Here is a 20711-nt window from a genome sequence, read left to right on the forward strand (position 1 = left end):
CTTAGGCGAAGGCGGCGGCCTTGCGGGCGATCGCCAGCTCCTCGTTCGTCGGGACGACGAACACCTTGACGGCGGAGTCGTCGGTGGAGATCAGGCGGGCGCCGTCGCCGCGGGTGGCGTTGCGCTCCTCATCGATGACGATGCCGTACATCTCCAGGTTCTTCAGCGCATCGGCGCGCACGACGGCGTCGTTCTCGCCCACGCCGGCGGTGAACACGATGGCGTCGACCCGGCCCAGCTCGATCATGTACGCGCCGAGGATGCGACGCAGCTGGGTGATGTAGACGTCGAGCGCCAGCTGGGCCTCCTCGCTGCCGGCGTCGGCGGCGGCGTGGACCTCGCGGAGGTCATTGGAGCCGCACATGCCCTTCATGCCCGAGCGCTTGTTGAGCAGGTTGTCGACAGCGTCGACGTCCATGTCAGCGGTGCGCAGCAGGTGGAAGATGATGCCGGGGTCGATGTCACCCGAGCGGGTGCCCATCACCAGTCCGGCGAGCGGGGTCATGCCCATCGAGGTGTCGATGGGGTGCCCCCCGCGCACGGCGGAGGCGGAGGCGCCGTTGCCGATGTGCAGGGTGATGTGGTTAACGTCCTCGGCCGGCTTGCCGAGCAGCTCCGGAACCTGCGAGGCGATGTACTCGTGGGAGGTGCCGTGGAAGCCGTAGCGGCGGATCTGGTGTTCCTCGGCGACCTCGGCCGCGATCGGGTACGTCGCGGCGGCGGCCGGCAGCTCGGCGAAGAAGCCAGTGTCGAACACAGCCACGTGCGGGATGTCGGGAAGCTGCTGGCGGGCGACGACGATGCCGTCGATGTTCGCCGGGTTGTGCAGCGGGGCCAGCGGAATGAGCTTCTTGAGGTCCTCGACGACCGCGTCGTCGATGAGCACCGGCTCGCCGAAGGTGGTGCCGCCGTGAACCACGCGGTGGCCGACGGCGATGAGCTCAACCTGCGCCGGGCCGCAGCCGATGGCGTCGAGCTCCTCGATGACCGTGGTCAGACCCTCGGTGTGGTTGGCGAAGGCCATCTCCTTCTTGGTCTTGTCGCCGGCATGCTTGACGGTGATGGAACCGGAGGCTTCACCGATCTGCTCCACCACGCCGGAGGCGAGGGGATCCTGCTCCGCGCCCGCGGTGGGGTCAACAATCTGGAACTTGATCGACGAAGAGCCCGAGTTGATGACGAGTACGTAGGACATGGGGTTACTTCTTGCCTCCTGCTTGGATCGCCGTGACGGCGACGGTGTTAACGATATCGGGGACGGTGGCGCCTCGGGAGAGGTCGTTGACCGGCTTGTTCAGGCCCTGAAGGATCGGGCCCACCGCCAGGGCGCCCGCGGTGCGCTGGACGGCCTTGTACGCGATGTTGCCCGCCTCCAGGTCCGGGAAGATGTAGACGTTGGCCTGGCCGGCAACCTCGGAGTTCGGCAGCTTCTGGGCCGCGACGACGGGGTCGATGGCGGCGTCGAACTGGATCGGACCCTCAAGCTTGAGGCCCGGGTTGATGCTACGCGCCTTCTCGACGGCGGCGACCACCCGGTCAACGTCCGGGCCGGAGCCCGACGTGCCCGTGGAGTAGGACAGCATGGCCACTCGCGGGTCGATGCCGAACGCGGCAGCAGTGTCAGCGGAGGCCACAGCGATCTCGCCGAGCTGGTCCGCGGTGGGGTTGGGGTTGACGGCGCAGTCGCCGAACGCCCACAGGCGCTTGCGCATGACCATGAGGAAGACGGAGGACACCACGGAGATACCCGGGCGGGTCTTGATGATCTGGAACGCCGGGCGGATGGTGTGGGCGGTGGTGTTCACCGCGCCGGACACCATGCCGTCGGCGAGGCCCTTGTGCACCATCATCGTGGCGAAGTAGGAGAGGTCCTTCATGGTCTCCCGAGCCTGCTCCAGCGTGACGCCCTTGGCCTTGCGCAGCTCAGCGAAGTCGCGGGCGAACTCCTCGGCGAGCGGGGAGGCGAGGTGGTCGATGATGTGGGCCTTCGACAGGTCGAGGTGCTGCGCGGCCGCGCGCAGCGTGATGTCCCGCTCGTCGCCGAGGATCGTCAGCTCAGCGATGCCCCGGCGGAGGATCTGGTCGGCCGCCTGGAGGATGCGGTCGTCGCTGCCCTCCGGCAGGACGATGTGGCTCTTGGCCTCCCGGGCCTTGCTGGCGAGGATGTGGCCGTACATCGACGGCGACATCACCGGCTGGGCCGGGGTCGCCAGGGCCCGCTCGACGGCGCCCGGCAGCTCGGTGACGTTGCAGGTCTCCGCAACGACGGCGCCGAGCTTCTCCGCCTGGGCGACGAACAGGTCCACGTGGACACCGTGGCGCTCGTTGACGATGACCATCGGCGCGCCGAGCGCCGCGGCCACCCGGGCGTCGAGGGACTGGTTGCCGGATCCGACGTAGAGGGCCTCCGCCTCCCGGTCGATGGTGTTGAGGACGTCATCAACGGTGGCGCCATGAGCAGTAATGTCAATGTGCGTGAGGTTGTGTGCTTGCGCCAACGCGTCGAGTTCCAGGCCGTCGAAGTTACGGCCCACTACGGTCAGGAGCAGGCAACGGTGATGTGACATGGGGGAAAAGAGCCTCTCTACCTACGGAATTAGTTCCAATCCGTCATTCTATTCCAGGTTCGTCGACGCGTGCGAGGCATCGAAGGCCAGGGTCACGGCGCACCGTCCCAACAGCGCCCGGGACAGCGCCCGAGGTGATGCCCGGACAGCGCCCTGGACGGCGCCCGAGCGGAATGGGGATGGCCCAGCCGGCTAGTACACTTGGGGCAACCTTCATTCCAGACCACGTCAATCGCGCTTTCGTAGAAGCGCGGAAAGGTAGCGTTCCGTCTCCATGACTTCACCAGCCCGCATCGCCGTCGTCGGCGCCGGCCCCGCCGGCATTTACGCCTCCGACCTGCTCATTAAGTCCGAGCTCGACGTGGAGATCGACCTCTACGAAAAGATGCCCGCGCCCTTCGGCCTCATCCGCTACGGCGTGGCCCCGGATCACCCGCGCATCAAGGGCATCGTAAAGTCTTTGCATAATGTCCTGGACCGCCCGGAGATTAATTTATTCGGCAACATCGAGGTCGGTAAGGACGTCACCGTCGAGGAGCTTCGTGAGTTCTACGACGCGATCATTTTCGCCACCGGCGCGGTAGCGGACCGGGACCTCAACATCCCGGGTGCGGAGCTCGACGGCCACTTCGGCGCCGCCGAGTTCGTCGGCTTCTACGACGGCAACCCGGACTTCACCCGCGACTGGGACCTCACCGCGGAAAAGGTCGCCGTCATCGGTGTCGGTAATGTCGGCCTCGATATCTCCCGCATCCTCGCCAAGACCGCCGACGAGCTGCACGTCACCGAGATCCCGGACAACGTCTACGGCGGCCTCGGCAAGAACGCCGCGACGGAGATCCACGTCTTCGGCCGTCGTGGTCCGGCGCAGGCGAAGTTCACCCCGCTGGAGCTCAAGGAGCTGGACCATTCCCCCACCATCGAGGTCATCGTCGACCCCGAGGACATCGACTACGACGAGGCCTCCGAGGCCGCCCGGCGCGGCGCGAAGTCCGTCGACCTGGTGTGCCAGACCCTCGAAGGCTACGCCATGCGCGAGCCGAAGGGCGCCCCGCATAAGCTGTTCATCCACTTCTTCGAGTCCCCCACCGAGATCCTCGGCGAGGACGGCAAGGTGGTCGGGCTCAAGACCGAGCGCATGGAGCTCGACGGCGCCGGCGGCGTCACCGGCACCGGCACCTTCACCACCTGGGACGTGCAGGCCGTCTACCGGGCGGTGGGCTACCGCTCCGACGCCGTCGAGGGTGTGCCCTTCGACGACGACCGCGCCGTCATCCCCAACGACGAGGGCCACGTCCTCGACTCCTTCGGCGGCTCCATCATCGAAGGCCTGTACGCCACCGGCTGGATCAAGCGCGGCCCCGTGGGCCTCATCGGCAACACGAAGTCCGACGCCAAGGACACCGTCACCATGCTCGTGGCGGACTACCAGGCCGGCCGGCTCACCCCCGCCACCAAGCGCACCCGCGAGGACGTCCGCGAGTTCTTCGCGGCCAAGGGTCACCCCATCACCACGTGGGACGGCTGGTACCGGCTCGACGCCGCCGAGCGCGCCCTCGGCGAGGCCGAAGGCCGCGAGCGCAAGAAGATCGTCGAGTGGGACGACATGCTCGCCCACTCCGGCCCGCAGGACTAGCCCGCCGATGGCTCCGTCGCTTCACGTCGCTCCCCTGCGGGATCTCTCCGCCACGGAGGTGCACGACCTTTTTCGGCTGCGCTGCGACGTGTTCGTCGTCGAGCAGCAGTGCGCCTACCCGGAGCTCGACGGCGTCGACGCCCGGGAGGACACCGTCCACGTGGTGGCCCGCGACGCCGGCCGTGTCGTGGGCACCGCGCGCGTGTTTCCCCTCGATTCCGTCGCGGGCCCGGCGTCCTGCATTGGCCGCTTCGTGGTCGCCCCGTCGCACCGCGGCACCGGGCTCGCCGAGCGCATCATGGCAGCGGCGCTGAACGAGGCCCGCGCGCGGTGGCCGGAGCGTGACATCCTCATCGCCGCGCAGCTCGCGCTCGCCGAGTACTACGAGCAGCGCTACGGCTACGCCCGGGAGGACGAACCCTTCGACGACGCCGGCATCCTCCACACCTGGATGCGCCTGCCGGCCCGCTAGCGGGCGTCGACCGCCATGAGGCCCGCGGCCCGGGCGGCGTTCTCGCGTGCCTGGTCGACGGTCTCCGCCGTGGTGAGGACCACGCCCATCTGGCGGCCCGGGTACGTCGTCGGCTTGCCGAACAGCCGCACTTGCGTCTCCGGTACGGCCAACGCCTCCGCCAGCCCGGTAAAGGACACCTCGCGGGACTCCTTATCCCCCGTAAGGGTGGCCATGGCGCCAGGGCTGGTCAGCGTGACGTCGATGGGCATGCCCAAGATGGCCCGGGCGTGCAGGTCGAATTGGGAGAAGCGCTGCGACGCCAGCGTCACCATCCCCGCCCCGTGGGGGCGCGGGGACACGGAGGAGAAGTACACCTCGTCGCCAGAGACGAAGAGGTCCACGCCGTACACCCCTCGCCCGCCGAGCGCGTTCGAGATCCGGGCGGCCACCGAACGGGCGTTGTCGCTGGCCGCTTCGCTGAGGTAGCTCGGCTGCCAACTCTCGGCGAGGACCCCGCCGGAGTGCCGGGAGCCGATCGGCTCGCTGAACCACGTCGCCAGCTCCCCGGTTTCGGGGTCGATGGAGCGCACCGCCAGGATGGTGACCTCGAAGTCAAAGTCGACGAAACGCTCCACCGCGACCGCTTCGTCGACCCCGGCGCGCGGCAGGTAGACGCGGGACCAGGCCGCCTCCACGTCGTCGGCAGACTCGACGATGACGTGGCGTCGCCCCGACGACGACACCGCCGGCTTGGCCACGCAGGGGTAGCCGAGCTCGTCGAACGCCGCCCGGAACTCCTCCAACGTGGTGGCGAAGGCGTAGGCGGTGGTGGGCAGCCCCAACTGGCGGGCCGTCGTCCGCATGTCCTCGCGGTCGCCGTTGAGGCGGCAGGCGCGGGCGTTAGGCACGACGACGGCCGACTCCTCCGCCTCAATCTCCTCCAGCACCTCCCACGCCACCGTCTCAATCTCGGGGATGACGAAGTGCGGGCGAATCCGCCGGATCAAGGACCGCACCTGCTCCGCGTCGGTGATATCCGCGACGTAACGGAACTGGGTGACCTGGTGCGCCGGGGCGTCGGCGTAGCGGTCGACGGCGTGCACCTCCAACCCCAAGCTGTGGAAGGAAATAGCTAGTTCCTTGCCCAGCTCCCCGGATCCCAGCAGCAGGACCTTGGTGGCGTTGCCGGACAGCGGCGTGCCGATCCGGCGGGTGGGGTTCGGCCCGTCGCTGGCGGGGGTGAGGGCGGGGTCACTCATGGTGGCAGTCCTAGGTTGTCGGGTGCTTAGTTATCGAGAACGTCGTGGCGGACGATGGTCTGGTCACGACCCGGGCCGACGCCGATGTAGGAGATCCGGCAACCCGACAGCTCCTCCAGCCGCAGGACGTAGTCCCGGGCCTTGTCGGGCAGCTCGTCGAACGTGCGGCATCCGGTGATGTCCTCGTCCCACGCCGGCATGGTCTCGTAGACGGGCTCGGCGTGGTGGAAGTCGCTCTGGTTGGAGGGCATCTCATCGAAACGGACACCGTCGACGTCGTAGGCGACGCAGATGGGGATCTCGCCGATGCCGGTGAGCACGTCCAGCTTCGTGAGGAAGAGGTCCGTGAAGCCGTTCACGCGGGAGGCGTAGCGGGCCACGACCGAGTCGTACCAGCCACAGCGACGCTTGCGGCCAGTGTTGACGCCCACCTCGCCGCCGGTGGTCTGCAGGTACTCGCCCCACTTGTCGAACAGCTCCGTGGGGAACGGGCCAGCGCCGACGCGCGTCGTGTACGCCTTGATGATGCCCAGGGAGCTGGTGATCTTCGTCGGGCCGACGCCGGAACCGACGCAGGCGCCGCCGGCGGTCGGGTTCGACGACGTCACGAACGGGTACGTGCCGTGATCGACGTCGAGCATCGTCGCCTGGCCGCCCTCCATGAGGACGTGCTTGCCGGCGTCGAGCGCCTGGTTGAGCACCAGCTCACTCTCGATGACCATGGGGGCCAGGCGGTCCCGGTAGGACAGGAAGTACTGAACGACCTGCTCCGGGTCGATCGCTCGCCGGTTATACATCTTCACCAGCATCTGGTTCTTGATGTCCAGCGCGGACTCGATCTTCTGGCGCAGGATGGATTCGTCGAAGACGTCCTGCACGCGCAGGCCGATGCGGGCGACCTTGTCGGCATAGGTGGGGCCGATGCCGCGCCCCGTCGTACCAATCGCGCGCTTGCCCAGGAAGCGCTCCTGCACCCGGTCCAAGACCTGGTGGTACGGCGCCACCAGGTGAGCGTTCGACGAAATCTTCAGCCGCTGCGACGCCTGCGCACCGCGGGCCTCCAGACCGTCGATCTCGTCAAACAGGGCCTCCAGGTTGATGACGACGCCGTTGCCCAGCACGGGCACCGCGTTCTCCGAGAGAATACCGGCGGGCAGCAGCTTGAGCTCATACTTCTCGCCGCCGACGACCACGGTGTGTCCAGCGTTATTGCCGCCGTTCGGCTTCACCACGTAGTCGACACGGCCACCGAGGATATCGGTAGCCTTACCCTTGCCTTCGTCGCCCCACTGGGCGCCCACGATCACGATTGCTGCCATTAGCTTGGATCACTTCCGAATCTGTAGTGCTGGAACGGGCCGGGACTTCATTCTATAGCCCGGATACCTGTGCGAGAACTCGCTTTCGCCTCACCGGGTGAGGCTAGGCGGCGTGGACGCTCCAGGGCGCAGTCACCGCCCACGAGAGCCTTTGCGCTTCCCAGACCGTCTATCCTGAGGGATTGTAAGGTTGCTCTTATTCTTTCCCCAGCATTTACTTAACCCTATGTTAGGGTAAGGCCATGCGCTGCTTCGCCACTTTGCTGGCTCTTAGCCTGGCAGTATCCGCCTGATGGGCCCCACCCGCGGACGCCGCAGCCTCAGCCTCACGTGTCGCACAAATCATGTGAGCACGACCGAGCAACCACATCTCACTGCCCGCGAGGACGTGACCCTGGCGGACGGTGCCTTGACCGCCGTCGAGCAGCTCATTACTAACCAGGCCATTCATGCCCATTCCGATCTGGGATCATTTTGACTTCCGCAGAGCTTCGATCAACGGACTCCACATCAATGGCCACCAATTCATCAGGGTAACCGTGCCCATGAGAGGTGATGAGCCCTCCGCCTCAGTGGGCAACCTACATCTTGAACACTGATCTGGGAATCGTCGACCATGCCGAGACCCGAGTGGTCCTTGACCAGGTTAATTACTACGTCTTCGAAAACTCCAAGGACGGCAAGCTCATGAGCAGCCAACCCACCGGCACGTCCTGCCAAGAAGTGGCGGGATGAAGTTCCCGCCGTGATGCCATTCGGCTGGAAAGAAAAGGTTGCCTTGCGGCTACATTGAGGGTCACGGCTGCGATTACAAAGATCATCGTCACGATGTGTGGTGGATCGTGTGCATCCGCCGCGACCGGCGTGGGCGCCGCCATATGCGCGGCTTATGTCACCGGAATTGTCTCCATCGGAGAAGCCTCACTGACAGGTGTTTATCATTGTTTCACACTCTGACGCCGCGAAACTCCGGATACCATCGCCTCAATCTCGCTGCGATGTCTTTCCTCGCGCTCGTCACGGTGACCTGCGAGGCGTACGCGCTGTTTGCCATCGGCAGGCAGCTGGATTGGGCGACCGCCATCGGGCTCATCGTCTTGTCCTTTTTTGGCGCTTTATTTCGTCTTCGACGCCTTCCGATCCTTTCGCTATCTTCGACGGCCCCCAACAAGTAGCGCTGAGACTACGCCGGTGGTTTTAGAATCCCCCTATGAGGATCGTCATCATCCGTTGCGCTTCGGCCCCGCTTCCCGCCTCGCTCACCGACCAGGTCGCGACCATCGTCGAAGCCTCCGCGGTGCCTACCCGCGACGAACTGCGCGCCCTCGACGCCGCCGCCCACGAGGTGCTCCCGTACGACCCGACACCCAGCCTCGACGCCATTTCCGCCCAGCCCGACGTCTCCCACCTCGGCGCGCCGGCCCGCCCGCCGCAGCACCCCGCCGAGGAGCTGCGGGTGATAGTTGTAGGCAGCGACGCCGCCCTATCCGCCGTGGCCACCCGCATGATGCGCGGCGACTACTTGTGGGCGACGCTCGCCTACGTGCCGACGCAGCCCTCCACCGTGACTGCCGCGTGGGGCCTGAGCGGTCTGCCGTCGACGTCGCTCGCTCGCATTGCGCTCACCACCCCGGCCACCCCACTGGCGACGATCCGCAACGATGCCGGACTCGCCGTTCTCGGCTCCGCCACGATCACCGCCGACGACGGTGGCGGTTTCGAAGGCGAGATCATCGTCGACGACGCCCGCCTCGTCGCCCGCCAAACCCGGCCTGATGCGGAGAGGTTCTTCGGGGTGTTTGGGGCGAAGCTTGCGCCGACTCCAGATGCGCCCGGCATCGCCGCGATGCGCCTGACCACACCTGTCGAGGCACCCTCCGGCGGATGGCGGCTAGCACCCGAACGCGCCCAGGCCCTGCACAACGTCCGCGCGCTGCGGTGGCTCACCGGCTTTGTGACGGTGCGTCCCGGCGGGCTCGACGCCGACTCGCTACTCACCGGGCGGGCCGTGCAGGCTGCGGGCAACCGTATGCGGGTGACGATCGACGGCGTTCCGGGGCGTCGTCCCGTCAAACGCGTGACGTTTTACCGACACCTTCGAGACCTCCAGGCCGCACTCGGTCCCGCAATGTGACAAATATCACAGGTAATCGAGTTGTTACCTTAGCGATTTCGCCCTGTAACGCGCTGACGAATGTCTGATGTCGCTTTTTACCTTCCGACCATTTTGTGGACGCGACACTATTACGTGGATGCGCTGGGGCTTTTCCGCCTTCCTTCAGACCACCTCGAGCCCTAACAGCACTTCCAGGCCCTGGCAAGGCCTCTCCGCCGGACGCCGGTCCAAGTTTTCGCCCACCGACGCCGCAGAAAGACAAACCCCCGGGCCGCTCGCTAGCGTCGAAAGCGTTGGTCGGCAGGACACGTCCCCGACCACCTAATGTCACCAAAGCGAAAGGAAACTTACATCATGGCTACCAACCACGAGATCCGCGAACTGCTCGAAGCCACCGCTTACGACGTCAACGGCGACAAGCTCGGGAAGGTCAACGAGGTCTACATCAACGACGCCTCCGGCCAGCCCGACTTCGTCGAGGTCAACCACGGCCTGTTCGGCATGAACTCCTCCCTCGTTCCGCTGCGCGGCCACGACATCGACGGCGACCAGCTCAAGCTCGCCTTCGAGAAGGACCGCATCAAGGACGCCCCCAACGTCGACGCCGACGCTCACCTGTCCGACGACGAGCAGGCCCAGCTCTACCGCCACTACGGCGTTGAAGCCGTCGAGGACCACGCCTTCTACGGCGACGCTGGTGTTGCTGGTGCCGGCGTTGCCGGTGTTGCTGGTGCCGGCGTTGCCGACGCTGACGAGACCGTTGAGGTCGACCACGTAGCCGAGACCGCTCAGGTCGACCACGTAGCCGAGACCGCTCCGAAGCACGCCGCTGCCGCCCCGGCCGCCGAGGCCCCGGCCGCCGAGGCCGACGAGCTCATCCTCTCCGAGGAGCGACTGAACGTCTCCAAGGAGCGCCAGGCCACCGGCGAGGTTAAGCTCCGCAAGCACGTCGTGACCGACACCGAGACCATCGAGGTCCCGGTCCAGCGCGAGGAGGTTACCGTCGAGCGCACCCCGATCTCCGCGGAAGAGGCCGCCAACTACAACGGCACCATCGGCGAAGAGGAAGCCTCCGTCATCGTCCACGAGGAGCGGGTGGTCGTCTCCAAGGAAACCGTCCCGGTCGAGAAGGTCTCCCTCAATAAGACCACCGTCGAGGACACCCACACCGTCTCCGAAGAGGTCGCCAAGGAGCGCCTTGAGGCCGACGGCCTCGCCAACGAGCGCTAACCGCTTCCCGAACTGACAGCCCCCTTCGCCGGCGAGCCCGGTCCCGTCAGTTCGGTGCCTCGATCCACCGCAACCTCCCTGGTTGCGGTGTTTCTTCGTATCTGAGCCTTCTTCGGTGCTTCCTTGGCGCCACGCCGGTGCCCTACTGGTCCCCGGCCGGTGTCGGCGCTCTGCCGGTGTCTAAGGGGTGCCGCAACCCAAGCCAACCTCCCGTCGTCCCCGCGACCAGCACCCCAACCGCACACCCCGGGCCCCAACCGCACACCGGCAACGCCACCGACCCCGGCGGACCACCGCCCTGAACGGCGCCACTCGGCCTCGACGAGGCCTGCCACCACCACGCCGGTGTCTAAGGGGTGCCGCAACCCAAGCCAACCTCCCGTCGTCCCCGCAACTGGCACCCCAACCGCACACCCCGGGCCGGCCACCCCGCCGGCAACGCCACCGACCCCGGCGGACCACCGCCCCGACCTGCACCACCCTGCCTCGACGAGGCCTGCCACCGCCCCGCCGGTGTCTAAGGGGTGCCGCAACCCAAGCCAACCTCCCGTCGTCGCCGCGACTGGCACCCCAATCGCACACCCTGGGCCCCAAGCACAGGCGCCGGCACCACTCGGCCTCGACGAGGCCTGCCACCACCACGCCGGTGTCTAAGGGGTGCCGCAACACAAGCCAACCGTCCGTCGTCCCCGCAACTGGCACCCCAACCGCACAGCCCGGGGACCAACCGCACACCGGCAACGCCACCGACCCCGGCGGCCCACCGCCCCGACCTGCACCACCCTGCCTCGACGAAGCCCGCCACCACCACGCCGGTGTCTAAGGGGTGCCGCAACCCAAGCCAACCTTCCGTCGTCCCCGCAACTGGCACCCCAACCGCACACCCCGGGGACCAAACGCACACCGGCAACGCCACCGACCTCGGCGGACCACCGCCCCGACCTGCACCACCCTGCCTCAACGAGACCTGCCGCCACCCCGCCGGTGCCTAAGGGGTGCCGCAACCCAAGCCAACCTCCCGTCGTCCCCGCAACTGGCACCCCAACCGCACACCCCGGGGACCAAACACAGGCCCAGCACCGCATCCAGCACCACCCACCCCAGCCCCCGCACCGCGGAACCCGGACCCTCGGCGCTCGTGGCCTAGTCGGTAAGGTCGGGCGGCAGCGCGGGAGTGTCGGATGTCGGGACGAGCACCGCCGCGGCGGAGTCCCTGGACATGCCGCAGACTTGGAGCAGATCAACCACGAGCGACCTCGTTTGGGCGAGGATCACGTAGTTGGACAGGACGGGCTTGTCGCCGGCGATGTCCATGCTGGCGGCGGCTCCGAGGCGCCGGAGTTTGCGGACCAGTTCGGGGATTTCCGTCGCTTGGTGGAGGTCGGATTTGGCTTCGAAGAGGTCGGCAAGGTCTTGGGTGATGCCGCTGAGCTCGTCGATCATGGCGATTTGTGCGGGGGTGGCGGTGTCGCGGTCGGCGGTGAGGATGTGGGCGCGTCGGGCGAGGACGCGGACGGTGCGGACGCTCATGTCGACGGGGTTGAGCATGCGCTGGATGGAGCGCTGGTGTCGCCGCGACCCCCACATCAGCGGCGACAGGGACGACGCTTCGCGGCTCTGCTTTGCCGCGGCAATGAGGGCGTTGATGCGCTGCTGGGACCCGCGGACTTCCTCGAGGGCGTGTTGGATGCGCTCGGCGTCGCCGGTTCGGAGGCCGTCGGCGACGTCGCCGAGCACGGAGCTGGCGAGGTAGAGCACGCGGGCGAGCTCGTGGCGCACCCCGGCTAGAGCCGACGATGGGATCAGCGCCACGGTGAGCAGGCCGATGGTGGAGCCGACCAGGGCGTCGAGGGTACGGTCGACGCCGGTCATCTCGCTGCCGGGCGGCATGATCGTGGCGATGAGGACCGTGCCGATTGCCACCTGGTTGGAGACCAGGCCGGACTTTGAGAAGAAGGACGCGACGGTCATGGCGACGGCGATCATGACTGCTATCTGCCAAGGCTCGTCCCCGAGGCTGAGGAACAGCAGGTCGCCGACCAATACGCCGAGCACGCACCCGAGGGACATGTCGAGGGCGCGGTGGATGCGCTCGCCGTCGGAGAAGCCGACGACGATAATCACCGAGATGGGGGCGAAGAAGGGGCGCTCGTGGGCGAAGAGTTCTTGAGCTGCCCAGAAGGCGATGCCGGCGGCGACGGACACCTGCAGGATGGACAGGGCGCGCTTGCGGATGCGGTCGAGCCGGGATTGTAAGGAACTTTCGAGGCTGCGGAGCCGCTCGCGGGTCTGGGTTGGGTATATCGCCATTCTCGCCATTTTCGCCATAGCGACCACCCTAGTTCGGTAAAAGCGGCACCGCGGCCGCCCGAGAAAATCGAGCGGCCGCGGAGAGCAGGCCTTTGAGGGGCCATTGGCGCTGGTCAAAAAGCTGACGAGGCCATAAGGCCAGCTGGCCTTTCGACCAGAGAGGCGTCTTACTTGGAGACGGACTTGCCGACGGAGTGCAGGTCCTGGCAGGCCTCAACGACGCGCTCGGACATGCCCTGCTCGGCCTTCTTCATGTAGGAACGCGGGTCGTAGGCCTTCTTGTTGCCGACCTCGCCGTCGACCTTGAGGACGCCGTCGTAGTTGCTGAACATGTGGCCGACGATCGGGCGCGTGAAGGCGTACTGAGTGTCGGTGTCGACGTTCATCTTGATGACGCCGTAGGTCAGGGCCTCCTCGATCTTCTCCTTCTCGGAGCCGGAGCCGCCGTGGAAGACGAAGTCGAAGGGCTGGGAGCCGGCGGCGAGGCCGAGCTTCTTGACTGCGGCTTCCTGGCCCATCTTGAGGACCTCGGGGCGCAGCTTGACGTTGCCCGGCTTGTAGACGCCGTGGACGTTGCCGAAGGTGGCGGCCAGCAGGTAGCGGCCGTTTTCGCCGGTGCCGATCGCGTCGATGGTCTTCTCGAAGTCCTCTTCGGAGGTGTACAGGTTGGCGCCGGCCTTGGCCTCGACGCCGTCCTCTTCGCCGCCGACGACGCCGATCTCGACCTCAAGGATGATGTTCGCGGCGTGAGCCTTGGCGAGCAGCTCCTGGGCGATCTCGAGGTTCTCGTCGATCGGGATGGCCGATCCGTCCCACATGTGGGACTGGAACAGCGGCAGCTCACCACGGTTGACGCGCTCCTGGGAGATGGCGATGAGCGGGCGAACGTAGTCATCGAGCACCTCCTTCTGGCAGTGGTCGGTGTGCAGGGCGACGTTGATGCCGTAGTTCTTCGCAGCCTCGTGGGCGAAGGCGGCCAGAGCCTGCGCGCCGGCGACCATGTTCTTCACGGCCAAGCCCGAGCCGAAGGCGGCACCGCCGGTAGAGAACTGGATGATTCCGTCGGACTCGGCCTCGGCAAAGCCCTTGAGGGCGGCGTTGATGGACTCCGACGAGGTGCAGTTGATGGCCGGGAAGGCGAAGCCTTCCTTCTTAGCCGTGTCCAGCATCTGGTTGTAGACATCGGGGGTTGCGATGGGCATCGGTAAAAATCCTCCAAATAGTGGGAGTTGGTCCACCACTCAGTATGCCCCTTGGCAGGCCCTTCCTGCTACTGATCGGACAGATTAGGGGTGCACACCTACTTTTGTGCGGCTTCACCTCGGTGTTTGGCGACGCGGGCCGCTGCCTCAAGGAGCATCCATCCGGACAATTGCACGGACAGATCCCGCTCCGCGATACGGATGACGCCCACAGCTTCGCCAAAACTCGTCGGCCCGAGGCCATAGTTGTGCGGCAGGTGCGCGTCGGCGGTCCAATCGGTCGGGAAGATCGGTAATCCGTCCACCTCCAGCCGGTGGTTCCACACACTCTCCGCGGATGCGAGCACCAGCCGCGCGGCCAGCTTCTTTGCCGCGCGGTTGACCGGCGAGTCCGCCGGCAGCCGCACCGCCACGTCGGCGAGATAACGCACGAGGATGCCCTTGAAGAGTCCGCCGTCGCCGTCGCCGGTCTCCCAGTCGATGACTCCCGCCGGCGTCGCCATGTGGACCGCCACGGCCTGGACCAGCTCACGGATGCGGGTGATAAAGCGCATCGATTCGTCGATACGCTCGGCGTCGTCGATGCCCGCGACGCCCTCTTCGTATCCGAACCCGGCGCGTTTACGCAGCTCCAGCGCCACTTCTAGACATGCCGCCATGGCCGTGCCTTGGTTGTAGGGGTGGATGGTGCGCACGATCTCCGGCCCGTCCATGCGCATCCGAATGCCGTCCATGACCAGGCCGTCGTCGTTGATGAGGTTGTCGAAAATCCAGTCAGTAATGCTCACCGCCTGGTCGAGCCGGCCAGACCGGGCGAGCATGATGGCCCCGGGGCCGTTCGACGGCACGTTGAAAAACGTCTCGCCAACCCGCCACGGCAGGACACCAGTGACGCTGTCAATGCCGGCGATGATGTTGAGCTCTAGGTCCTTCAGCGCGGACTGGAAGCGGTGAGCAGGGAACTTCGGCAGCTCCACGGCGCGGCCCAGCGCAAGCGCCAGCCACGCCTTATCGTCGTAGTAGCGATTCCGAGTGAACTTGCCGTTGCGGAGCCGGATGCCCCGCAGGGTCCGCACGATGGTCTGCCGGTTATCGTTGCTCGGATCGCGCAGAGCAGCGTCGACGAGGCAATCGATATAGTGCGCCTGCCACCAGTAGTGCCAATTGATGAAGACGCGCTCCTTGAACACCGGCGGCCAGCTCACGACAGCCAGGTTCGACGCCGGCAGCCGCCACAATCTCGCAGCATGCCGGTCGCTGATCGCTGTTTTCGCCAGGCCGGAGCGGTGAGCCCATTTCTCGTGCACTGTTACCCGTTCATCCTTGAGGAAATACCGTTTCAGTTAACCCTATCGGTTTACCCCGACACGGAAGTTACCAACTGTTCGAAAGGTTAGCGTGCTGCCGAATCCATGCGTGCATCGCTATACCCGCAGCCACTCCGACGTTGATGGACCGCGTTGACCCGAACTGTGCGATGGACACCGTCATCGTCGCACCGGCCTGTGCCGACGCGCTCACCCCCGGACCTTCCTGCCCGAATAGCAGCAGGCAGTCCCGCGGGAGTTCGGCGGTCTCCAGGGCCACGGCGCCCGGCGTGTTATCCACCGCCACCACGGTCAGGCCTTCTGCTCGCGCCCATGCCAGCAGCGCGTCGACGCTGTCATGGTGCTCGAGATGCTGATAGCGGTCGGTGACCATCGCGCCCCGCCGGTTCCAGCGCCGACGCCCCACAATGTGTACCGCCGCCACCGCAAACGCATTCGCGGTGCGCACGACGGTCCCGATGTTGGCGTCGTTCTCGAAATTCTCGATGGCGATGTGCAGCGGGTGGCGTCGACGATCGATGTCGGCGACGATGGCCTCACGCCGCCAGTAGCGGTACGCGTCAACGACGTTACGTCGATCCCCCTGCGCCAACAGCTCCGGGTCCAGGTGGACGCCATCGGGCAGCGGCTCGCCAGGATGCTCCTGCGTCCACGGGCCGACGCCGTGGCGGCCTTCGCCCCACTCCGTCGGGCCCGGGCTGGTCTCGCTACGCAAGGCCCAGGTCATCCAGGCCGAGCACGTACCGGTATTCCAGCCCTTCGGCGCGGATGGCGTCGGCGGCCCCGGTGGCTCGATCGACGACCGTCGCCACGCCAACCACCTCAGCGCCAGCCTCCCGCAGCGCCGCGACGGCGGTCAGCGGCGAGTTGCCCGTCGTCGTGGTGTCCTCCACCACCAGCACTTTCGCGCCTTCGACGTCCGCGCCCTCGATCCGGCGCTGCATACCGTGCTTCTTCGCCTCCTTGCGTACGACGAACGCATCGATGGCGCGCCCATCGGCGTGCATGATCGACGTCGCGACCGGGTCTGCCCCCAGCGTCAGCCCGCCCACCGCGGCATAATCCCAATCCTCGGTGAGCTCCCGCAGCAGCGCGCCGATGAGCCGCGACGCCCGGTGATGCAACGTCGCCCGGCGCAGGTCAACGTAGTAATCCGCCTCCTTCCCGGACGACAGCGTCACCTTTCCATGCACAATCGCCAGTTCCTTGACCAGCTCGGCTAGCTCCTCTTTCGGAGTCATCTCTACTTCCCTTCCTCGTGATCGTCATCGGTCTTGTCTGCCTCGGCGTCGCTGAAGATCGCCGAATGGCCGTCGAGGTGGCGCTGCACCCACGTCCCATCGGAGCGTCGACGCGGCGGCGCCCCGTCCGCGATGGCGTCGACATCATCCGCGCCCACCGACCGCTGCTCCACCACCCCACGAGCCTGCGGCAGGCCCCGCGACGGCAGCTCAGCGGGCTCCCCCGTGCGCACCATCGGCGGCACCTCCTCGGCCGGGGTCGGATCGGGCACGACGCTGAGCGTCGGCTGGCCCGGCGTAGCCGCGTCGACGCCCACCGGCGCGCCCTCCACCTCGACGTCCGCAGTCGCCTGCCGGTCAGACATCTGCCGCGTCGGAGGCAAATCCTCCAGCGGCAACCGCAGCCCAACCTCAGAGCGCGGCGGAAGAACGCGGGCCGCGTCGGCCAACAGCGCCAACGGCGCCACCATCGCATCCCAGTGCGACGCATTCGTCTGCTTCTGCGTCTGCGCCAACACCCACTCGGACTCCATCCACGCCGCAGTGACCTCGGGCGGGAAATTCTCCAGGGCGGTCCGTACTCGGACATCGAGGAGGCGCTGCGCAGCGCCCGTCGACGTCGCGAAGACCTCAAAACCCGCCACCTCGCCGAGCGGATGCAGGTCCGACGACGGGGCCTCCGCCACCTCAGCGCCAACCCGACGGAAGTCCACCACAACACCAGACACCGCCCCGGTGCGCATCGCCATGACGTTAACACCACCCAGATCCATAAGCACTAACTCATGGTTGTAGGCCCAGCCGCTGACCACATCGCGGGCCTGAACGCCACTCGACGCCGCCCCGCGCGACCATTCCCCAACCAGGTAATGGTCGCGGCGCGCGAACTCGAACCCATGGGCCTCCGCCCACGCCCGGCGCTCCCGACGCGACGAGTTCCTAAAACTCAGACCCGACGTGCGGTGGGCCGACGGCCGCGGCTCCGGGCGCCGTTCGGGGCGCTGTTCCTTGCTCGGTTCCGGGCTAGGTTCCGGGGTCGAACGCTCCTCACCGCGCGATGCCGCCACCTGCGGTGCCGGGCCAACCGGCCGCTCAACAGCCTGCGACACTCTCGCTGGCGCCGAGACGCTGTCCGGGCCGTCCGACGCCTCTACCTGCGCCGACACGGCTGGCGGCGCCGCCTCTTCCGCCCCTTCCCTGGCCAGGGCCGGCCCGGCCGGGTCCTTACGCCCTTGCCTGTCACCGGCGTCGGCGTCGGCCGCCGATCGCTTCGGAGTCTTTCTCGCCTCAACCGGACGACGACGCGCTCGACTCGGTATCAAACTCGGGGCCTGGTCAAGCACTGGCTCCGGCGCCTCGTTGGGCTCCTCGACCGGGCGGCTCTGGGCGGGACGTCGCGCCGTACGCCCACCCTGCCGAGAGGTCGGCCCTGTTGGCTTGGTCTGCCCTGTTGGCTTGGTCGGCTGGGCGGAGCGTCGCCGCGCATCGATCACCAGCAGTGCCGCCGCCGCACACCCTGCCAACGCCGCAATCACAAAGAATAAGTACTCCATCGCCAAAAACCTTAGTCTCCAGCGCTGGCCTGAGTCCTAGTCACCGCGCTCGACGGGGTTGGCGGGATCCGCTGCCCACAGGGACCACCCTTCGACGAAGTGCGCCGGGACTCCCATTCCTGCGTATTCCATCGCAGCAATGACGTACGACGAGTGCAACCCCGAACCCGAGTAGACAATGACGTCCTCGGCGCTGGTCACGCCGACGCGAGCGAAACGCTCACGGATCGCTTCCGGCGAGAGGACGACGCGACGCTTATCGACGAGATCCTCCATCGGTACGTTGACCGCACCAGGGATGTGACCTGCCTTAAGATCCAGTCCTTCACGCCGGCCCGCGAAACGGTTCGGCTGCCGCGTGTCGACCAGAATCCCGTCGAAGTTCCGGACATCGTCGATGGACGCCGTCGGCATCGACCCGAACGTCGCCTCCTGGTCACCACCGAAAGCAATATTGCCCGGACCGCCAATGATCGGATACTCCAACCGGTCCCACTCCGCAAGGCCGCCGTTGAGGATGCGCACGTCCGGAAGGCCCGCCCACCGAAGAACCCACCAGGCACGGCCCGCAAACAGGCCTGGGCCCTGGTCATACACGACGACCGGGCGCCCCTCGCGCACTCCCCACCGGTGGAGAGCTTCCTCCACATCCGCGGTGTCAGGCAACGGGTTGCGCCCCGCTTCCGAACCGGGAACGCCAGAGAGCGTCGACTGCGGGTCGCAGAAGAACGAGGTTGGGATATGTTCCGAGGAGTAGCGAACGTAGCCGCCCCGAGGCCCGCTCTCCCACATCGACGCCACGATCGTGTAGGCCTTGCCCAGGTAGACTGCGTCCGAGATATCTGCCGCATTGATGAAGTTTGACCGCTTCTTAGTCATGTCCACATCGTATGACGAAACCCGCCCGGTCGCTGGCCAGCGCCTACGCATTCGCGTACTGCCTGATACCGAAATGCCAATTCCACACCTGCTTCTGCTCCTCCGGCTGCAAGGTCGCCGCTCCCACCGGCCGGTGGTCCATCGTCCGAACCGTATCCTTCACCACCCGCAGGACGGCACCAAGGTGGAACCTCACGTCGGCGTCGCTAAACCGCAACACCACGTACCCAAGACGCTGCGCGAGGTTCGCCTTGAAGCGATCCCTGATGAACGTGTCGTACGTCTCCCTCTTCGGGTCGTTGGCGTGGTGGTAATCGTACGAATCGACCTCCAAGAGCACCCTCTGCCCCACGAGGCCGTCAAACCGGTACCCTCCCAACCAGTAGTTCTGTTGCACCTTGAGGCCATCCGCCCGCAAAGGCCGAAAAACCTCCCGCTCCAGCTCACTGTCAGCCCCGATCGACGCCATGCCGATCAGCCTCCGTAGACGGGCGCTGACCCGTCCGGCCCGGCGAAATTCCCTCCGCAGAAGCTCCCTACCCCGTTTTCCTTTGAACAGCGTTTCCAGCTTCTTGAGAATCCGATCCTCACCAGCGGCGAGAGCCTCGTCGAGTGCTCTGAGCATCGGCTGCGCTGGGAATTTCTCCCCGTCACCGGCGTAATGCCATCGCGTGTTCCGCGACCGGCGCGCGTGAACGTATGGGCTATGCGGTAGCGACCGCCCACGCGCGACCACCACGTTTACCGGCAGTGATGGTTCCTGCCCAAGATACAGCTCGACGGCCGTCCGCCCTGCCGCATAAACGTGGCCCTTTACCTCGCTCAGGGCTTTCAACACAACCCTCCCTGTCGGCCGTTGAGCGACATAGACCCCCTTGTAAAGACGAAAGAGCTTACCCTCGCTGACGGCCTTCGCAATCTGGCGACCGTTCCACCCTCGACTCCTCAACTCAGCCGTCGTGATGGCCAACTTAAGCCCTCTGTGCTGGGACTTCTTGTATTTCCCCGACATGCTTCGCATCCTATCTCCCGGGGATGACACGACTGACCAGCAGTTAGAACATGCGTTCTGTTTGGGGCGTAGAGAAGCTTCCACGAAGCTGCTTTTCAACCAGGTTGTGGCGAGACTTCCTCGTTGAAGTTGGCCGTAAACCGGGGCACCACCTGCGCCCGCACCCACCCACCTCGCCATCCCCACCACCGCGGAGGCGTCGTCCCGCCAAGAACCCCTCACCGCACCTAAGGGGTGCCGCACACCGCCCAACCACCGCCGCACCCCACACTCCGGCACCCCAACGACACACACAAAGCCATTCAAAGCCAACAGGCGCCAGGCACCACCTGCGCCCGCACCCACCCAACACCCACCCGCCTCGCCATCCCCACCACCGCGGAGGCGTCGTCCCGCCAAGAACCCCTCACCGCCCCTAAGGGGTGCCGCACACCGCCCAACCACCGCCTCGCCCCACACTCCGGCACCCCAACGACACACACAAAGCCATTCAAAGCCAACAGACGCCAGGCACCACCTGCGCCCGCACCCACCCAACACCCACCCGCCTCACCATCCCCACCACCGCGGAGGCGTCGTCCCGCCAAGAACCCCTCACCGCACCT

19 protein-coding genes are annotated in these 20711 nt (G+C 66.5%); 7 read left to right on the forward strand and 12 right to left on the reverse strand.

Features of this window, described 5'->3' with window-relative positions:
- Window position 1: 1 nt before the first annotated feature.
- Both CUTER_RS09555 and pta read right to left on the reverse strand, forming a co-directional pair.
- Window positions 2-1195, reverse strand: a complete 1194-nt coding sequence (locus CUTER_RS09555) for an acetate kinase (protein ID WP_047260231.1) — start codon at window positions 1193-1195, stop codon at window positions 2-4.
- Between the two features lie 4 nt (window positions 1196-1199).
- Window positions 1200-2567 carry a phosphate acetyltransferase gene (pta, locus tag CUTER_RS09560; RefSeq protein WP_047260232.1) on the reverse strand — a complete coding sequence of 456 codons (1368 nt, stop codon included), beginning with the start codon at window positions 2565-2567 and terminating at the stop codon, window positions 1200-1202.
- 274 nt (window positions 2568-2841) lie between these two features.
- Between pta and CUTER_RS09565 the strand changes: the two genes are divergently transcribed.
- Both CUTER_RS09565 and CUTER_RS09570 read left to right on the forward strand, forming a co-directional pair.
- Window positions 2842-4203 (forward strand): FAD-dependent oxidoreductase, encoded by a 1362-nt coding sequence (locus CUTER_RS09565; protein WP_047260233.1) that lies wholly within the window; start codon window positions 2842-2844, stop codon window positions 4201-4203.
- A 7-nt stretch (window positions 4204-4210) separates the two neighbouring features.
- A complete protein-coding gene (locus CUTER_RS09570) occupies window positions 4211-4675 on the forward strand; it encodes a GNAT family N-acetyltransferase (RefSeq protein WP_047260234.1) in 465 nt (154 codons plus the stop codon).
- On the opposite strand, the gene purT is transcribed toward CUTER_RS09570, so the two are convergent.
- Together purT and CUTER_RS09580 are read right to left on the reverse strand one after the other, a co-directional pair.
- A complete protein-coding gene (gene purT, locus CUTER_RS09575) occupies window positions 4672-5916 on the reverse strand; it encodes a formate-dependent phosphoribosylglycinamide formyltransferase (RefSeq protein WP_047260235.1) in 1245 nt (414 codons plus the stop codon). The genes CUTER_RS09570 and purT overlap by 4 nt on opposite strands.
- 26 nt (window positions 5917-5942) lie before the next feature.
- Window positions 5943-7235: an adenylosuccinate synthase gene (locus CUTER_RS09580; protein WP_047260236.1), complete on the reverse strand. Its 1293-nt coding sequence runs from the start codon at window positions 7233-7235 to the stop codon at window positions 5943-5945.
- Window positions 7236-7581: 346 nt separating this feature from the next.
- Here CUTER_RS09580 and CUTER_RS11970 point away from each other — a divergent pair, with 346 nt between their 5' ends.
- From CUTER_RS11970 to CUTER_RS09600, 5 genes are all read left to right on the forward strand, one after another.
- Window positions 7582-7713 carry a hypothetical protein gene (locus CUTER_RS11970; RefSeq protein WP_269079413.1) on the forward strand — a complete coding sequence of 44 codons (132 nt, stop codon included), beginning with the start codon at window positions 7582-7584 and terminating at the stop codon, window positions 7711-7713.
- Between the two features lie 77 nt (window positions 7714-7790).
- The gene (locus CUTER_RS09590) at window positions 7791-7970 is read left to right on the forward strand and encodes a hypothetical protein (protein ID WP_047260238.1); all 180 of its coding nucleotides are present in this window, start codon (window positions 7791-7793) and stop codon (window positions 7968-7970) included.
- A gap of 263 nt (window positions 7971-8233) precedes the next feature.
- A complete protein-coding gene (locus CUTER_RS11770; protein ID WP_158408130.1) occupies window positions 8234-8410 on the forward strand; it encodes a hypothetical protein in 177 nt (58 codons plus the stop codon).
- 35 nt (window positions 8411-8445) lie between these two features.
- Window positions 8446-9369, forward strand: a complete 924-nt coding sequence (locus CUTER_RS09595; RefSeq protein WP_047260239.1) for a hypothetical protein — start codon at window positions 8446-8448, stop codon at window positions 9367-9369.
- Between the two features lie 336 nt (window positions 9370-9705).
- Complete coding sequence (locus tag CUTER_RS09600) at window positions 9706-10581, forward strand: PRC and DUF2382 domain-containing protein (protein WP_047260240.1); 876 nt, start codon at window positions 9706-9708, stop codon at window positions 10579-10581.
- 1143 nt (window positions 10582-11724) lie between these two features.
- On the opposite strand, the gene CUTER_RS09605 is transcribed toward CUTER_RS09600, so the two are convergent.
- The 8 genes from CUTER_RS09605 to CUTER_RS09640 form a co-directional block, all read right to left on the reverse strand.
- Window positions 11725-12891 carry an FUSC family protein gene (locus CUTER_RS09605; RefSeq protein WP_047260241.1) on the reverse strand — a complete coding sequence of 389 codons (1167 nt, stop codon included), beginning with the start codon at window positions 12889-12891 and terminating at the stop codon, window positions 11725-11727.
- A gap of 167 nt (window positions 12892-13058) precedes the next feature.
- Complete coding sequence (fbaA, locus tag CUTER_RS09610; RefSeq protein ID WP_047260242.1) at window positions 13059-14093, reverse strand: class II fructose-bisphosphate aldolase; 1035 nt, start codon at window positions 14091-14093, stop codon at window positions 13059-13061.
- Window positions 14094-14191: 98 nt separating this feature from the next.
- Window positions 14192-15400 (reverse strand): glycoside hydrolase family 76 protein, encoded by a 1209-nt coding sequence (locus tag CUTER_RS09615; protein WP_047260243.1) that lies wholly within the window; start codon window positions 15398-15400, stop codon window positions 14192-14194.
- 67 nt (window positions 15401-15467) lie between these two features.
- The gene (locus tag CUTER_RS09620; RefSeq protein ID WP_047260244.1) at window positions 15468-16148 is read right to left on the reverse strand and encodes a TrmH family RNA methyltransferase; all 681 of its coding nucleotides are present in this window, start codon (window positions 16146-16148) and stop codon (window positions 15468-15470) included.
- On the reverse strand, window positions 16129-16662 hold the full coding sequence (gene pyrE / locus CUTER_RS09625) for an orotate phosphoribosyltransferase (RefSeq protein WP_047260245.1): 534 nt from the start codon (window positions 16660-16662) through the stop codon (window positions 16129-16131). Before pyrE ends, CUTER_RS09620 begins: the two co-directional genes overlap by 20 nt.
- Window positions 16663-16664: 2 nt before the next feature.
- A complete protein-coding gene (locus CUTER_RS11910; protein ID WP_236684710.1) occupies window positions 16665-18215 on the reverse strand; it encodes a hypothetical protein in 1551 nt (516 codons plus the stop codon).
- Window positions 18216-18251: 36 nt separating this feature from the next.
- Window positions 18252-19094, reverse strand: coding sequence for a sulfurtransferase (locus CUTER_RS09635; protein ID WP_047260246.1), 843 nt, complete (start codon window positions 19092-19094; stop codon window positions 18252-18254).
- A 43-nt stretch (window positions 19095-19137) separates the two neighbouring features.
- A complete protein-coding gene (locus CUTER_RS09640; protein WP_047260247.1) occupies window positions 19138-20106 on the reverse strand; it encodes a type IV toxin-antitoxin system AbiEi family antitoxin domain-containing protein in 969 nt (322 codons plus the stop codon).
- Window positions 20107-20711 lie beyond the last annotated feature (605 nt).

Origin of the sequence: Corynebacterium uterequi (genome assembly GCF_001021065.1) — a bacterium.
Classification (GTDB): Bacteria; Actinomycetota; Actinomycetes; order Mycobacteriales; family Mycobacteriaceae; genus Corynebacterium; species Corynebacterium uterequi.

What these genes read in the sequence shown, in the direction of transcription:
- CUTER_RS09555 (WP_047260231.1), bottom strand. Translation starts at nt 1,195, where the DNA reads ATGTCCTACGTACTCGTCATCAACTCGGGCTCTTCGTCGATCAAGTTC.
- pta (WP_047260232.1), bottom strand. Translation starts at nt 2,567, where the DNA reads ATGTCACATCACCGTTGCCTGCTCCTGACCGTAGTGGGCCGTAACTTC.
- CUTER_RS09565 (WP_047260233.1), top strand. Translation starts at nt 2,842, where the DNA reads ATGACTTCACCAGCCCGCATCGCCGTCGTCGGCGCCGGCCCCGCCGGC.
- CUTER_RS09570 (WP_047260234.1), top strand. Translation starts at nt 4,211, where the DNA reads ATGGCTCCGTCGCTTCACGTCGCTCCCCTGCGGGATCTCTCCGCCACG.
- purT (WP_047260235.1), bottom strand. Translation starts at nt 5,916, where the DNA reads ATGAGTGACCCCGCCCTCACCCCCGCCAGCGACGGGCCGAACCCCACC.
- CUTER_RS09580 (WP_047260236.1), bottom strand. Translation starts at nt 7,235, where the DNA reads ATGGCAGCAATCGTGATCGTGGGCGCCCAGTGGGGCGACGAAGGCAAG.
- CUTER_RS09590 (WP_047260238.1), top strand. Translation starts at nt 7,791, where the DNA reads ATGAGCCCTCCGCCTCAGTGGGCAACCTACATCTTGAACACTGATCTG.
- CUTER_RS11770 (WP_158408130.1), top strand. Translation starts at nt 8,234, where the DNA reads ATGTCTTTCCTCGCGCTCGTCACGGTGACCTGCGAGGCGTACGCGCTG.
- CUTER_RS09595 (WP_047260239.1), top strand. Translation starts at nt 8,446, where the DNA reads ATGAGGATCGTCATCATCCGTTGCGCTTCGGCCCCGCTTCCCGCCTCG.
- CUTER_RS09600 (WP_047260240.1), top strand. Translation starts at nt 9,706, where the DNA reads ATGGCTACCAACCACGAGATCCGCGAACTGCTCGAAGCCACCGCTTAC.
- CUTER_RS09605 (WP_047260241.1), bottom strand. Translation starts at nt 12,891, where the DNA reads ATGGCGATATACCCAACCCAGACCCGCGAGCGGCTCCGCAGCCTCGAA.
- fbaA (WP_047260242.1), bottom strand. Translation starts at nt 14,093, where the DNA reads ATGCCCATCGCAACCCCCGATGTCTACAACCAGATGCTGGACACGGCT.
- CUTER_RS09620 (WP_047260244.1), bottom strand. Translation starts at nt 16,148, where the DNA reads ATGACCTGGGCCTTGCGTAGCGAGACCAGCCCGGGCCCGACGGAGTGG.
- pyrE (WP_047260245.1), bottom strand. Translation starts at nt 16,662, where the DNA reads ATGACTCCGAAAGAGGAGCTAGCCGAGCTGGTCAAGGAACTGGCGATT.
- CUTER_RS11910 (WP_236684710.1), bottom strand. Translation starts at nt 18,215, where the DNA reads ATGGAGTACTTATTCTTTGTGATTGCGGCGTTGGCAGGGTGTGCGGCG.
- CUTER_RS09635 (WP_047260246.1), bottom strand. Translation starts at nt 19,094, where the DNA reads ATGACTAAGAAGCGGTCAAACTTCATCAATGCGGCAGATATCTCGGAC.
- CUTER_RS09640 (WP_047260247.1), bottom strand. Translation starts at nt 20,106, where the DNA reads ATGTCGGGGAAATACAAGAAGTCCCAGCACAGAGGGCTTAAGTTGGCC.